This window comes from Chitinophagaceae bacterium C216 (assembly GCA_028485475.2).
GTDB lineage: Bacteria > Bacteroidota > Bacteroidia > Chitinophagales > Chitinophagaceae > Niabella > Niabella composti.
On record CP144143.1, the window covers coordinates 1,806,386 to 1,819,438 of the forward strand.

14 protein-coding genes and 2 tRNA genes are annotated in these 13,053 nt (G+C 40.9%); 9 read left to right on the top strand and 7 right to left on the bottom strand.

The window, feature by feature from the left end; translation table 11 throughout:
* Positions 1 to 141: 141 nt before the first annotated feature.
* Positions 142 to 1,797: a DNA repair protein RecN gene (recN, locus tag PIECOFPK_RS07580; protein ID WP_409965503.1), complete on the bottom strand. Its 1,656-nt coding sequence runs from the start codon at positions 1,795 to 1,797 to the stop codon at positions 142 to 144.
* A gap of 528 nt (positions 1,798 to 2,325) precedes the next feature.
* Here recN and aroQ point away from each other — a divergent pair.
* Together aroQ and PIECOFPK_RS07590 are read left to right on the top strand one after the other, a co-directional pair.
* Positions 2,326 to 2,748 (top strand): type II 3-dehydroquinate dehydratase, encoded by a 423-nt coding sequence (gene aroQ / locus PIECOFPK_RS07585; RefSeq protein ID WP_330974288.1) that lies wholly within the window; start codon positions 2,326 to 2,328, stop codon positions 2,746 to 2,748.
* A 66-nt stretch (positions 2,749 to 2,814) separates the two neighbouring features.
* A complete protein-coding gene (locus PIECOFPK_RS07590) occupies positions 2,815 to 4,050 on the top strand; it encodes an MFS transporter (protein ID WP_409965504.1) in 1,236 nt (411 codons plus the stop codon).
* Here PIECOFPK_RS07590 and PIECOFPK_RS07595 read toward each other — a convergent pair.
* From PIECOFPK_RS07595 to rfaE1, 3 genes are read right to left on the bottom strand one after another with little or no spacing between them, the layout of a single operon-like run.
* Positions 4,035 to 5,036: a glycosyltransferase family 9 protein gene (locus PIECOFPK_RS07595; RefSeq protein WP_330974286.1), complete on the bottom strand. Its 1,002-nt coding sequence runs from the start codon at positions 5,034 to 5,036 to the stop codon at positions 4,035 to 4,037. The two genes, PIECOFPK_RS07590 and PIECOFPK_RS07595, sit on opposite strands and share 16 nt — an antisense overlap.
* Before the next feature lie 10 nt (positions 5,037 to 5,046).
* Entirely contained in the window at positions 5,047 to 5,559 is a 513-nt protein-coding gene (gene rfaE2 / locus PIECOFPK_RS07600; RefSeq protein WP_409965505.1) for a D-glycero-beta-D-manno-heptose 1-phosphate adenylyltransferase, read from the bottom strand.
* The gene (rfaE1, locus tag PIECOFPK_RS07605; RefSeq protein WP_409965506.1) at positions 5,552 to 6,538 is read right to left on the bottom strand and encodes a D-glycero-beta-D-manno-heptose-7-phosphate kinase; all 987 of its coding nucleotides are present in this window, start codon (positions 6,536 to 6,538) and stop codon (positions 5,552 to 5,554) included. The genes rfaE2 and rfaE1 overlap by 8 nt, the downstream gene beginning before the upstream one ends.
* Before the next feature lie 115 nt (positions 6,539 to 6,653).
* On the opposite strand from rfaE1, the gene PIECOFPK_RS07610 reads away from it, so the two are divergent.
* On the top strand, positions 6,654 to 8,147 hold the full coding sequence (locus PIECOFPK_RS07610; protein WP_409965507.1) for a S41 family peptidase: 1,494 nt from the start codon (positions 6,654 to 6,656) through the stop codon (positions 8,145 to 8,147).
* Between the two features lie 3 nt (positions 8,148 to 8,150).
* Here the strand turns inward: PIECOFPK_RS07610 and PIECOFPK_RS07615 are convergent, their stop codons facing one another.
* The 3 genes from PIECOFPK_RS07615 to PIECOFPK_RS07625 form a co-directional block, all read right to left on the bottom strand.
* Positions 8,151 to 8,402 carry a hypothetical protein gene (locus PIECOFPK_RS07615; RefSeq protein WP_330974282.1) on the bottom strand — a complete coding sequence of 84 codons (252 nt, stop codon included), beginning with the start codon at positions 8,400 to 8,402 and terminating at the stop codon, positions 8,151 to 8,153.
* A gap of 44 nt (positions 8,403 to 8,446) precedes the next feature.
* Positions 8,447 to 9,625 carry a M20 family metallopeptidase gene (locus PIECOFPK_RS07620; protein ID WP_330974281.1) on the bottom strand — a complete coding sequence of 393 codons (1,179 nt, stop codon included), beginning with the start codon at positions 9,623 to 9,625 and terminating at the stop codon, positions 8,447 to 8,449.
* Between the two features lie 110 nt (positions 9,626 to 9,735).
* The gene (locus tag PIECOFPK_RS07625) at positions 9,736 to 10,170 is read right to left on the bottom strand and encodes an SPOR domain-containing protein (protein ID WP_330974280.1); all 435 of its coding nucleotides are present in this window, start codon (positions 10,168 to 10,170) and stop codon (positions 9,736 to 9,738) included.
* Between the two features lie 107 nt (positions 10,171 to 10,277).
* On the opposite strand from PIECOFPK_RS07625, the gene PIECOFPK_RS07630 reads away from it, so the two are divergent.
* The 6 genes from PIECOFPK_RS07630 (at position 10,278) to PIECOFPK_RS07655 (ending at position 13,033) form a co-directional block, all read left to right on the top strand.
* The gene (locus PIECOFPK_RS07630; RefSeq protein ID WP_330974279.1) at positions 10,278 to 10,508 is read left to right on the top strand and encodes a uroporphyrinogen decarboxylase; all 231 of its coding nucleotides are present in this window, start codon (positions 10,278 to 10,280) and stop codon (positions 10,506 to 10,508) included.
* 133 nt (positions 10,509 to 10,641) lie between these two features.
* Positions 10,642 to 11,661, top strand: coding sequence for a glycosyltransferase family 2 protein (locus PIECOFPK_RS07635; protein WP_330974278.1), 1,020 nt, complete (start codon positions 10,642 to 10,644; stop codon positions 11,659 to 11,661).
* Between the two features lie 107 nt (positions 11,662 to 11,768).
* Positions 11,769 to 12,008, top strand: a complete 240-nt coding sequence (locus tag PIECOFPK_RS07640) for a hypothetical protein (protein WP_330974277.1) — start codon at positions 11,769 to 11,771, stop codon at positions 12,006 to 12,008.
* 92 nt (positions 12,009 to 12,100) lie between these two features.
* Positions 12,101 to 12,173, top strand: a tRNA-Gly gene (locus PIECOFPK_RS07645).
* Positions 12,174 to 12,227: 54 nt separating this feature from the next.
* Positions 12,228 to 12,313, top strand: a tRNA-Leu gene (locus tag PIECOFPK_RS07650).
* Positions 12,314 to 12,511: 198 nt separating this feature from the next.
* Entirely contained in the window at positions 12,512 to 13,033 is a 522-nt protein-coding gene (locus PIECOFPK_RS07655) for an RNA polymerase sigma factor (protein WP_330974276.1), read from the top strand.
* Positions 13,034 to 13,053 lie beyond the last annotated feature (20 nt).

Below are 13,053 nucleotides of genomic sequence, written 5' to 3' on the forward strand. Positions count from 1 at the left end.
CTAAAGCATAACATGCAATTTTTAGTATGCTGCTACTATTGGTTAATTTGCGATTCAAGTATCGATACAAATAAAAACCTGCCAGCCCTATCAGCAAGGTAGTACTAAGGAGCAACATCAGTTTCAAAAAAGCCATGGCAGTTATTGTTCAATCATTTCGCGGGCATTTTGGATAGCAGCTGCCGTAGGCGTAGCACCACTTAGCATTTGGGCAATAGCAGTAACACGTTCTTCCGTGCTCAGCTGCCTGATATTGGTAACTACTTTATTGCCTATATTTTCTTTATAAACAAAGAAGTGTGCATCGGCCTTACCTGCAATCTGTGGCTGGTGGGTAATACAGATTACTTGTCTGTTTTTTGCCAGCTGTTTCATGATGATACCTACCTGTTTGGCAGCCTCACCTGAGATGCCCGTATCAATTTCATCAAAAATTAAAGTGGGCATATCCATTTTTTCCGCAACCAAGCTTTTAATGCATAGCATAAGCCGGCTCAGTTCTCCGCCACTAGCTACTTTATTTATGGGTTTGTATTGTCCGCTTTTATTAGCGTCAAATAAAAATTCGATATCATCAATGCCATCCTGTGCAGGTTCTCTGGTATTGAGGACTACTTTTAGTGAGGCATTGGGCATACCTACCTGGGTGAGCATTCCCTTTACTTTTTTTTCAAAAGCGGGAAGTTGCTTTTTTCTTGCTTGGGATATTTTTTCTCCGATAGCGTAAACTTCTTTTTCAAAGTTTGCTACTTGTTTTTCTAATTCGGCTATTTGGTCGCCGATATTTAAAACGGCTTGTAGTTTTTCTTCCAGCTGTTGCTGTATCTCCAGCAATTCATTAGTGGAAGCAACGCCGTGTTTTTTTTGGAGGCGATAGCCAGCTGAAAGGCGCTCATTGATGACTTCAATTCTTTCTGCATCGTATAGGATGCTGTCGTTAACACGTTCTAGTTCTGAGGCAATATCACTCAGTTCTATTTGGGCGCTGCGCAATCTTTCGGTGAGCTCTGGCAAGTCCTGATGGTACTCGGAATAACTATTTAACAGTTGGGACAGACTTTTGAGTTGTTGAGTAATAGGTTGTTCCCCTTCCGCTAGTTCACCATAAGCGCGTACCAAAGCAGATTTAATGCCTTCGGCATTCGAAAGCATTTTCAATTCTGTTTCTAGTTGTTCTAGCTCATTTTCTTGTAGCGCCAATGCTGCCAATTCATCGTATTGGAATTGGTTATAATCGCTTTCTTTCTCAAACTGATGTTTTTGTTCTAGCAGCTCTTGTAATGCTTTCTGACTTTGTCTCCAACTGATATAAGCTGAACGATACTTTTCAAGAAAACTGTGTGTGTCAGCAAGTGCGTCTAGAACGTTAGTCTGAAACTGCCTGTCACTGAGCGAAAGAGTATCGAATTGTTGATGCAGGTCTACCAGCATCTCACTGAGTTCATGAAGCTGTGTAAGCGTAACCGGAGTGTCATTGATAAAAGCCCTACTTTTACCGGCATTGGTAATTTCCCTTCTTACGCTGAGTACGGGTTGTTCATCCAAATCGTTTTCCTTTAAGAAACGCTGGATGGCCTCATTGTCCTCTGCAGAGAAGCTGCCTTCAATAATACATTTCTTTTCCTTATTTACCAGGGCTGAGGTGTCTGCGCGTTCTCCCAGTATCAGATTCAGGGCGCCGATGATAATGGATTTACCGGCACCGGTTTCGCCAGTGATAATATTCATGCCGCTGGAAAAGTCGATTTCCAGCTCATCTATAATGGCGTAGTTGTTTATGAACAGATGCTGTAACACGTAGCAAATTTAATGGTTATGCTATTTCACCACCGAAAGAAAGTGTAAATTAGCTGTACTAATGTTTGTAATTGTTCAAGATTTATCATATTGACGGATTTGAAATAAAGGTTTATTTAAAATTCCAATCGGTGCACCTGGTGGCCAATTATGCTCTACGGCGTTGTGCTCGAAAGCGAGTGGCCAATATGGATCGTTTATGTAGGCAGGTGTTGGATGATTATCGCAGTTTCTACGGGAAAGACCTAAAGATTAAGATAGATTCATTAGTAACGGAAGTACTTGGGCATGTGTATGCTTATGAGATATTGCTTTTTTTAAGAAAATTGTTGCCTTTAGGGCTGCTTAAGTGGCTTTCTCTACGGGCTTGCAGTATAGATTGTGGAGAAAAGAAACGAGATGCTAATCGTTGGATCTGGGATTGGTGTGGAAAGGTTAGAGCTTTTCTTTCAAGGTTTGCGAAATAGTGACATTATTCTTCGGGCAATTACTATATATTAGCCCCCAAATTATTTAATTAGCTATACAATGAAAATAGCCATTATTAATGGACCCAATCTTAATCTGTTGGGAGAAAGGGAGCCGGGTATTTACGGCTCGGATAGTTTTGAATCATTTTTAGAGAAATTAAAGCAACGCTATCCTGATGTTTCTTTTCAATATTATCAGAGTAATGTAGAAGGGGAGCTGGTAAATGCTTTACAGCAATATGCAAGAGAAGTGGATGGTATTATTCTGAACCCCGCCGCTTATACCCATACCTCGGTAGCTATAGGAGATTGTATTGCCGCCATAAAAGTGCCGGTTATAGAAGTGCATATCAGCAATGTACATGCTCGGGAAGAATTCAGGAAGCTATCTCACGTAAGTGCTAAAGCTGTAGGAACGATTTGCGGACTTGGCTTAGATGGTTACAGACTTGCGGTAGAATACTTTCTCAACAAATCATGATTGCTTTTGACTTTGAATACTAGAAGTGTTTTTTGAAAACGCCATTTGAAAAATACAAATTGATACATGCAAAACCAAACTAAAACGTCCTCTATTTTTAGTATTACTGTAATTGTTGCTGCACTAGGGTATTTTGTAGATATTTATGATCTTTTGTTATTTGGTATCATACGAGTTCCGAGCCTTAAGGAATTAGGTCTTACACCCGAACAGATAACTGTGGATGGGGAAAGTATTTTGTCCTGGCAAATGTTTGGTCTGATGTTAGGTGGTATTATCTGGGGTGTATTGGGAGATAAAAGAGGTAGGTCGAGTGTACTCTTTGGGTCGATACTCTTGTACTCGTTGGCTAATATTGCTAATGGTTTTGTACAAACAGTAGATCAATATAAGTGGATTAGATTTATTGCCGGTATTGGGCTGGCGGGTGAGTTAGGCGCAGGAGTAACGCTAGTAGTAGAATCGCTGCCTAAGGAAAAACGAGGTATTGGCGCTTCGATTGTTGCCGGATTTGGTATCACCGGAGCAGTAGCTGCCTTTTTTATAAAAGAAAACTTTCACTGGCGTACCTGTTACTTTATAGGCGGAGGGTTAGGGTTGATTTTATTATTACTGCGCGTATCGGTACTGGAGTCATCCATGTTTAAGAATATGAAAGAAAAATCAGTACAGCGCGGAAATTTTATTATGCTCATCAATAACGGCAATCGTCTGGTACGTTATATTCAAAGCATACTGATTGGCGTGCCTACCTGGCTTGTAATCGGCGTGCTAATTACTTTCAGCAGAGAATTTGGTAAGGAGTTTGGTATTGCCGAGGAAATTGACCCGGGCAAGGCCATCATGTTTGCTTATGCAGGTTTAGCTCTGGGTGATGTTACCATCGGGCTAGTAAGCCAGTGGCTGAAAAGCCGAAAAAAGGCTTTGTATGTATTTTATGCCCTTGCTTCCATTTGCCTCGTGCTTTATTTTACCGTTTTGTGGAACGGTAGCGCTTCGGTAATGTATGCTATTTGTGGTGCCCTAGGATTTGCCGCAGGATTCTGGGCTGTTTTCGTAACGGTAGGTGCCGAGCAATTTGGAACCAATCTGAGAGCTACTGCTGCAACTACCATCCCCAATATGGTGAGAGGAACCGTACCGCTAATGCTACTTTTATTTCAGTTTTTAAGAAATCTGCCCGGAGTGGGATATGTGAAAGGAGGTATTTATACTTCGATTATAGTATTTGCAATCTGTACGCTGGCGGTGATTACTTCCAGAGAAACATTCCACAAGGATCTAAATTACGAGGAAGTGTAAGGATTAAAATACTTTTTACAAAACGATACGATTGCGTCTTCCTGAATGAGGTGCATACAATTGAAGTGTCCCTTCGGGCATTGCGCCAGTCCATATTTAGAGCAGGGACGACAGGATAGTTTTACGCCGGCGACCAATGAATGGTCGATTTTGTAAGGCTGTACACCCAGCAATTCGGGAACAGTGCTTCCCCAGATGGATGCGATCGGTTTATTAAAAGCCTCTGCAATATGAGTGAGTCCGGTATCAAAACCAATGATTACATTGGCCTTCGATACTAGAAAAACAGATTCATCCAGGTTGGTTTTGCCACATGCGTTATATACACCGGGGCCACATGATTCAGCCACAAACGTTCCGTTATCTTTTACATCATTACCGCCAAGCAGTACAACTGGATAGGGGAGCTTTTTACACAGTGATACGATTTTTTCATTCGGCATCCGCTTAGTGAAATGAGCGGCACCAATGATAAAAGCTACATATCCTTGCTGATGGCTTGGGGGAAGTAAGTCGGATAAGTGGTGCTGATTTTTGATAAAATAATCAATGGGTCTATTATCGTTGACTACACCTAAGGGGGCAGCTGCTTTAAGATAACGGTCTACCAGATGCACCGGAGGCACCAATTGCTTGCGAAGCTTTAGGCTGAGCCATTTTTGTATTGTTTGTTTGTTATAGGTATAGGATTTAATTCCTGTGGCCAGCTTAATGATACGAGTACGCAGGTTACTGTGCAGGTCAATAATACAATCATATCCCTCGCTTTTGATTTCTTTGATGGTATCGCCCAGTTTTTCTTTCAGTAAGAGTAGTTTGTCTACATAAGGATTGCCTTCATAGATATATTTGAAGGCAGGCTTGGTAATAAAATGTACCTCGCAGTGTGGTAGTTGTTGTTTGATACAACGTACTACCGGGGTGGTGTAGATGACATCCCCCAAAGAACTAAAGCGAATGACTAATATTTTTTTAGGAATTGACAAGGATACGTTGTTATTGTTGAGATGAAGTACTTTTTATAATCTTATCAATGATAGTGGTGGTAGACAAACCTTCCACAAAAGGCATGATTTTAACTTCACCACCATTGGCTATTACTTCTTTGGCTCCTACAATATTTTCAATTTGATAATCGGCAGATTTTACTAGTACATCAGGTTGTAAAGTGGTGATAAGCTTAATAGGAGTGTCTTCCTCAAAAAGTACCACCGCATCCACAAAGAAAAGAGCAGCCAACAATGTGGCTCTGTCTTGCTGACTGATAATCGGGCGTTGTTCACCCTTTAGTCTTTTTACTGATGCATCACTATTAAGCCCAACAATAAGACACTCTCCCTCGGTACGGGCATTGCTTAGGGATTGTACATGTCCGGCATGTAGTATGTCAAAAACCCCATTAGTGAATACCACTTTTCTCTGCTGTGCTTTCCACTCCCGACGCAAAGCCAGTGCTTGTTCCAACGATACAATCTTACTGTTGATAATATCCTGTATGTTTTTATTCATGATGGTCCAGTAAGGATAAAATTTCTTCTATGGTAACGGCCACACTGCCCACTTTACTTACCGCAATCGCGGCAGCATAATTAGCTAGCTCGCAAGCCTGTGTAATATCTATTCCCAAAGCGATAAAATATCCCAGTGAGGCAAATACGGTATCCCCGGCACCGGTTACATCAAATACTTCTTTGGCTTTTACCGGAAAGTTCCAAAAGTTCTTTTTAGATACAAGAGCAATACCTTCTTCCGATTTGGTTACGACCAAGTATTGTGTTCTCGTTTTTTTCAACAGCTTTTGTGCTGCGCTCAATAATTCCTGGTCGCTTTGTATCTTTTCGGTTACGGTAGCTTCTGCCAGTTCTCTTTTATTGGGCTTAATCAACCAGGCGCCGGTATATTTTTCGTAATGCAGTCCTTTGGGGTCCACCATCACTTTTTTGCCGGCTTCGTTGCACAAGGCGATGACCTTCTGTGTGAAGCTATATGTTAGCAGTCCTTTATTATAGTCAGAGAGCATTACTATATCGGCCTTTCTGATTTTAGCATCCAGTTTTTTTAATAGTTTGGCTTCTACTTCCGGAGCTATGTCGTGTACATGTTCTCTATCTATCCGTAGTAATTGATGGGTGCCTGCCATAATACGCGTTTTAAGCGTAGTAGAGCGGGAATTATCCATTACTATTGCCTGCACGTCTACATTTTCTCTCTTCAGCTGTTCATGCACGATGGCTGATATAGCGTCGTTGCCAGTAACACCACAAATCGACACTTTAGCATTGAGTCGGTAAAGGTTCTGGGCAACATTGGCTGCACCTCCCAAGGTAATGGTTTCGTTTTTTACATTTACTACGGGAACCGGGGCCTCTGGCGAAATACGGCTGGCTGTTCCCCATACATAGCGATCGGCCATGATGTCGCCAATTACCAGAATGTGGGGCTTTTTTTTGCCATTGGTTAGTAAACGTATCTGTTGTTTCTTGATCATGTAATACAAATGCTGGTGCTAAAATAGGGGCTTTTAAGTAATGTTTTCAAGGTATGATAAAATTAAATCTATTTGTAACTTCGTAGAATGCCGTACCTCCACATAAAAATAGAAAATGAAAAGATGGATTCTTATTGTTAGTGTGCTTTTGGCGGCGGTTGCTTGTAAAAAGTCGGAAATTATTCCTCCCGATACGGAAGATCCTACTCCTCAGCCCAGTAAAAACGAAAATGAGTTGATTGCGGATTCCGTATTTCTATTCTCCAAGGAAATTTACTATTGGCAGGATAAAATCGGTTCCGTAACCTATGATATGTTTAACCCTTTACAGTATTTGAAGCCAGAAGCTTTAAATACGGCCAAAGCCGTGATCGGAGCAGTTAGAAATTATAACGAGTGGGATAAGGCAAAAGGGTATAGCTATGCCGAAAACTATAGCGGAGATGGAGCCAGCAGTAAAGCAGCAATGGTTGAATCTAGTTATGGGTTTGATGTAAAGCCGGCCTGGAAAACCAGAACCCCCGATGCGCCCATCGCCGCCAACTTTGAAGGATGGTATGTCTCGTATGTGTATCCCGATTCTGATGCAGGCAAAAAAGGCGTTCAAAGAGGGATGAAGCTCCTTAGCGTGGATGGTACTCCAATGGGGAATACAGCAGCTGCAGTGGCTATCCTCAATAACATGCTATATTATGAGACTTTAAAATCCGTTAATGCACAGTTTTTGAAACCCAACGGAGATACGCTACAGGTGAACATAAGCATTACTTCTTTTGTGCCCAATTCATTGTTGTATGCTAGTATATTTACTACTCCGAAAAGTAAGAAAGTAGGCTATCTGGTGTACAATTTTTTTGATCGTCTGTCAGACAGTAAAGCCCAACTTGATTCCTTATTTAATGCATTTCGAGCACAGCATTTAGACGCTGTGGTTATTGATTTGCGATATAATCGGGGAGGATATACCGAAACACAGGATTATTTGACCAATCATGTGGCCCCTCTGAGTGCGCACAACAAACTCATGTATCGTTATCATTTCAATAGTAATTTACAGACGGGGAATTATACTGCTCTTAAAACCCGATATCCCGCCAGTCGGGTATTTGCACTGGATTATGCAAGTAATAATATTAAATTCAATACCTTGACCTCGCTGAATACGGACAAAATATATATCATCACAAGCAATGAAACCGCCTCTTCTAGTGAATTGTTTATCAATAATCTTAAACCGCAATTGGGCGAGAAACTGGTGTTGATTGGAGATGATGTTACAAGGGGTAAGCCGGTAGGCTTTTTCCCGATTCATTTGTTTAAGAAGGTAACTTTTTGGACAGTATCATTTATGACTAAAAATGGCCAGGATGAAGCGGTGCCTTATGAAGGATTTGTTCCTGAGTATCTTGTTTACGATGCTGTAGATCGGCCTTGGGGAGATGTAAGCGAGGAGTGTCTGTCGGCGGCTATCAAGTTAGTTGATGGGCTAGAGGTGCCGCGGAGTTCTCATCTCATTGTTCCTTCTCGGTCCATTATTCCATCGCCGCACTCACAACGCTTGCGTAAGGAGCGTATGACGGATAATATGTTGCTGACGCGGGAAGAATAAATTTTACTTTTTCTTCTTCTTATTACAGAACAAACAACATTTATTCGCCTTTTCTTTTTTTACGGGGGCGGGTGCAGCAGCACTATCGTAAGGCGCTACTTTCTTGAGGTCCGGCTTAGTGATAGGTGGTCGGGTAATGCGTGTGTTCTCATTTTCAATTATATAATCTCTGGCACTTTTCAGCGTGTCCGGTGTGGTTTGCGCCATCGCATGCATCCCACCACAGCAAACTAGGGCTAGAAAAAACGCTTTCATATCTTCTTTTATAATACAGATGCAAAAATGGATCCAAAGGTTGATTACCATTGTTCCACGGAAGCTCCCAACCAGGCCATCATTCCCATGCCGATTTCAATAGCCGATTCGTCTATATCAAATACGGGAGTATGTACGTTGCGAATATTGTTGGGATCTTGCATCACTCCCAGGCGATAAAAACAACCGGGAATTTTTTGTGTATAGTATCCGAAGTCTTCAGCTCCCATGCGAATCTCAGTTTCTTCTACTTTATCGATGCCCATAAATGCTACAGCTTTTTGTCTAGCCGCCTCTGTAAGCGCTTCGTGATTGTATACGGTAGGATAGCCAACATCGATATGAAGATCCAGTTCTCCGCCCATCGATTTTACTAGATCTTCGGATGTCTTTCTGATAAGATCGTGCGCTTCAAAGCGCCAGTTTTCATCCATAGCTCTGAAAGTACCCATCAGCTTTACTTCGGAAGGAATAACATTAGTGGTAGTACCTCCATTAAAGGCGGTGATGGATAAAACGGAAGGCGTAAAAGGATTCTTTCTGCGACTGATAATCTGCTGTAGTGCGATTACCAGATGAGAAGCAATTAAAATAGGATCTACCGTCAGATGTGGTGAAGCTGCGTGGCCTCCTTTACCTTTTATGGTAAAATACAGCTCATCGGCACTGGCCATGACCTTCCCGGCTCTGAAGCTTACTTTGCCTGTTTGAAGTCCGGGATGTACGTGTAGCCCGAAAATCGCAGTAGGAGCGGGGTTTTCTAACACGCCTTCGTTGATTAAAAGGCTGGCACCTCCCGGATTTTTCTCTTCCCCGGGCTGAAAGATGAGTTTTACCGTGCCTTCCCATTCATCTTTTAATTCCTGTAAGATTTTGGCGGCACCCAACAAACAGGTGGTATGTACATCGTGCCCACAGGCGTGCATGATGCCTTCGTGTTTCGATTTGTAAGGGACATCATTAGCCTCTGTAATGGGCAGCGCATCCATATCGGCACGAAGTGCAATCACTCTTTTATCCGGATTTTTACCTTTGATGAGGCCTATGACACCGGTTTGTGCCTTTATTTCGAAAGGAATATTGTATTCGCTTAATTTTTGTTGTACAAAAGCAGCTGTTTCAAATTCCTGATAGCTTAATTCAGGATGTGCATGCAAATGACGCCTGATGTCAATAAATTCAGGAGCGTATTGTTTTGCAAGAAGTTTTATTTTATCAATCATCTGACAAACGTACAGAAAATTTTCATGTCATTATTATCCGACGAAGGATAAAGTGTACACTGGTCTCAGTTGCTTTTGTAAGCAGGATAAAAGAAGACGGGTAAGTATAACTATTCTGATGATTCGGTTTCTTCAGGCTTTACTTCTACCGTATCGTTCATAATAAAAATATTGCCCGGAAATATAGAAGCCAGTTTTTTCTGATAGGCCTGAGCATCGTTGCGGGAAATAAAATTGCCAGCCTTCACTTTGTAGTAAGGAGCCTGATACCACATATAGGCTTTTAATTCTGGAAAATGCGTCAGTAATTTTGTACGCGCGGCAATAGCTTCATTGCGATTATTGCTGCTGATGATGAGCAGTCTATATCCCTTTGCCGTTCTGCGTTTGGCAGAGTTACGTGTAGAAAGATTGTTGGCCTCTGCTTGCTTTTTAAGTAGCACATCGATGCGTGGATCCTTGTATATATTAATGCTGCCTGTAGACTGGGCATAAAGTTGTGTCGTCATCAGTAATGCACTAAAAAGAATAACTAATTTCATCATGTTTTATAGTTTTTGAAAGTAAGGTTTGTAAAAATAAATCCCTACCTTTCTATAGCTGTAGAATTTAAAGTTTTATACAAATTTACACTCATGTTAAAAATATCACCATGGATACCATAGAGCTTATTGGTTATATAGCTACTTTACTTTTGGTAATTTCATTCGTACCTAATAACGTAAAGACGATTCGTTCCCTCAACTGTGTTGCATGTGTATTTTTTGTTATATATGGCATCTTGCTGGGAAACAAATGGCCTATTATCATCAGCAACGGCATGATTGCTTGTATTCATCTATATTATTTGTTCAAATCCAAAGCCACTGCTTTAAATAGCTAAATTTTCAGGTATTTATTACAAAAAGAATGCCGCTCTCGCCATCTTCTAGCGGGTTCAACACGTATTGTTAAATATCATCCACTTTTGATAAAAGATTCGTATTGCCTCGTTTACATTATTATTTTTGCCAGTAATGCATCCCTCAGTAGCAATAGTTATCCTTAACTGGAATGGTAAAAAATACCTGCAGGATTTTTTGCCCCATCTGGTAGTATCTACATATAGTAACTACCGGATTATTGTGGCTGATAACCATTCTACTGATGATTCGGTATCATTCCTAAAAACGTATTATCCGCAGATTGAAATAATTCAGCTGAGCGAGAATTATGGATTTGCAAAGGGCTATAACCTGGCTTTGCAGCAGGTTGAGGCGGATTATTACATTTTGCTAAACTCCGATGTTAAAGTGGAGCCGGGCTGGATTGAACCCATGGTAGCGCTGCTGGAAAAGGATACTTCTCTAGCGGCATGCCAACCCAAGCTGCGGGCATTTACGCATCCCCAGTATTTTGAATATGCGGGTGCAGCCGGTGGTTGGTTGGATCATTACGGCTATCCTTTTGCTATGGGAAGGATCTTTGATGTTTCGGAAGAAGATTATGGGCAATATGATCAGCCTAGGTATATATTTTGGGCCAGTGGGGCGGCTTTATTTATCCGTGCCAAAGTATTTCATGAGGCGGGCGGATTTGATAATTATTTTTTTGCTCATCAAGAGGAAATCGATTTGTGCTGGCGCATTCAACTTTTGGGGTATAAAATATCCAGTTGTCCGGCATCGGTTGTGTATCATGTAGGAGGAGGCACATTGCCCAAAGGCAATTCTTTGAAAACGTATCTGAATTTCCGCAACAATAATATCATGTTGTATAAAAATATGCATGGCTTGCGGAAATGGTATGTTCTGGCGGTACGTTCTGTGCTGGACTTTGTATCGGCCCTGAAAAATCTATTGAGGGGCGACGGAGGGTACTTTATAGCCGTATGCAGTGCACATCTATCTTTTATAAAATGGATAGTGGCTGATCGTAAAAAGAGTGTTTTCCCCAAATATAGAAAAGGCGATTTGTATGGTTATCTCAGAAAAAATATTGTGTGGCTCCATTTTGTAAAAGGAAAGAAAAAGTTTTCGGAATTGGTAGAGGAGTGAAATGACGAATTTTACTATCTTGCCGGCCGATTGTAAAAAATGCTGTGCCGATAGTGATGGTTATTAGCGACGTTTACACTATTTTTGCAAAACAATAACCGTAATACATGAAACAGTTAGATATTGAAGAATTAAAAGAGCAGGAATACCAAGAAAGTTTAAAAAGATATGAGAAGAATGATTTTGCTCAAAGCTGGGTAAGATCTTCTGCATACATCTTTTATTTGAGTATTGCATGTTTCTTTTTAATGACCTGGGGAGGTTGTTACAGACTGTACACTAAAAAGTTTGAAAAGCCTCAAGTACACGTTCAAGAAAGCTCTTTGTATACACCGAAATACAAATAATTTTTTCGGAATTTTTTTTGGAAGAAATTAATAAACTCTTATTTTTGCATCCCCTTCGACAAGCAGGGGGCATCAATAAAAAAGTTCTTTTTGCGGAAGTAGCTCATTTGGTAGAGCACAACCTTGCCAAGGTTGGGGTGGCCGGTTCGAGCCCGGTCTTCCGCTCTTCAGATATCCTCTCCTTAACGAGAGGATTTTTTTTGACGGTTCTACACGTCAGCCCTGGTGGTGGAATTGGTAGACACGCAGGACTTAAAATCCTGTGGCCAGCAATGGCTGTGCGGGTTCAAGTCCCGCCTGGGGCACTAAAAGCCTCTCGATGAGAGGCTTTTTTTATTTTTCAACTTCTTTTACCTCCAATCTTTAGATGCTTTTAATTTTATCACACAAGCTTTTTCATTGTGTTCGTAGAAAAGGTAGTTTTTTGTTGAAAATCGCTTTTGGAAAATTTTGTGTATTATGTTGTACATGGCATAATGAACTGTTAGAAAACTTTTTTTCTAATGAGCGAATTCGATCAGGCATATTTTGAGACAATTTATTTTGAAAACTACGACAGACTATATACTGCTTTTTTGAAAAGAACCGGGTCTGATATTATTGCTCAAGAACTTACACAGCTTACTTTTATCAAACTCTGGCAATACCGTCATTCCTATTCCTTTGAACTTTCTGCAATTTTGCAGCTGAATCGAAAAGCTAAGCAAGTTTTTATTGATTGGTTGAGAAAAGAAGCACATCAGCGTAAATTAATAGCGCAGTTAAAGGAATATGTAATACCGGAAAATCCTACTTCTAAAATTGAGCTCTCCGATACCCTAAAATTAGCTATTCAGAAGTTGCCTCCCGTTCGCAAAAAAGTATTTACCCTAGCTTATATAGAAGGCTTTTCACAGAAAGAAATAGCTGAAAGTTTGGGTATTTCTGTAAAAACCGTCGATGCTCATATTCAGAAAGCCTTGAAACAACTTCGTAAAAATTTGTGTTGGATAGCCATTTTGACCGTACTATCTCATAGTGCTTAAAAAAAATCGTACCGGTAGGG

What these genes read in the sequence shown, in the direction of transcription:
- PIECOFPK_RS07625 (WP_330974280.1), bottom strand. Translation starts at nt 10,170, where the DNA reads ATGATGAAATTAGTTATTCTTTTTAGTGCATTACTGATGACGACACAA.
- PIECOFPK_RS07610 (WP_409965507.1), top strand. Translation starts at nt 6,654, where the DNA reads ATGAAAAGATGGATTCTTATTGTTAGTGTGCTTTTGGCGGCGGTTGCT.
- PIECOFPK_RS07630 (WP_330974279.1), top strand. Translation starts at nt 10,278, where the DNA reads ATGGATACCATAGAGCTTATTGGTTATATAGCTACTTTACTTTTGGTA.
- rfaE2 (WP_409965505.1), bottom strand. Translation starts at nt 5,559, where the DNA reads ATGAATAAAAACATACAGGATATTATCAACAGTAAGATTGTATCGTTG.
- rfaE1 (WP_409965506.1), bottom strand. Translation starts at nt 6,538, where the DNA reads ATGATCAAGAAACAACAGATACGTTTACTAACCAATGGCAAAAAAAAG.
- PIECOFPK_RS07615 (WP_330974282.1), bottom strand. Translation starts at nt 8,402, where the DNA reads ATGAAAGCGTTTTTTCTAGCCCTAGTTTGCTGTGGTGGGATGCATGCG.
- PIECOFPK_RS07635 (WP_330974278.1), top strand. Translation starts at nt 10,642, where the DNA reads ATGCATCCCTCAGTAGCAATAGTTATCCTTAACTGGAATGGTAAAAAA.
- PIECOFPK_RS07640 (WP_330974277.1), top strand. Translation starts at nt 11,769, where the DNA reads ATGAAACAGTTAGATATTGAAGAATTAAAAGAGCAGGAATACCAAGAA.
- aroQ (WP_330974288.1), top strand. Translation starts at nt 2,326, where the DNA reads ATGAAAATAGCCATTATTAATGGACCCAATCTTAATCTGTTGGGAGAA.
- PIECOFPK_RS07620 (WP_330974281.1), bottom strand. Translation starts at nt 9,625, where the DNA reads ATGATTGATAAAATAAAACTTCTTGCAAAACAATACGCTCCTGAATTT.
- PIECOFPK_RS07655 (WP_330974276.1), top strand. Translation starts at nt 12,512, where the DNA reads ATGAGCGAATTCGATCAGGCATATTTTGAGACAATTTATTTTGAAAAC.
- PIECOFPK_RS07590 (WP_409965504.1), top strand. Translation starts at nt 2,815, where the DNA reads ATGCAAAACCAAACTAAAACGTCCTCTATTTTTAGTATTACTGTAATT.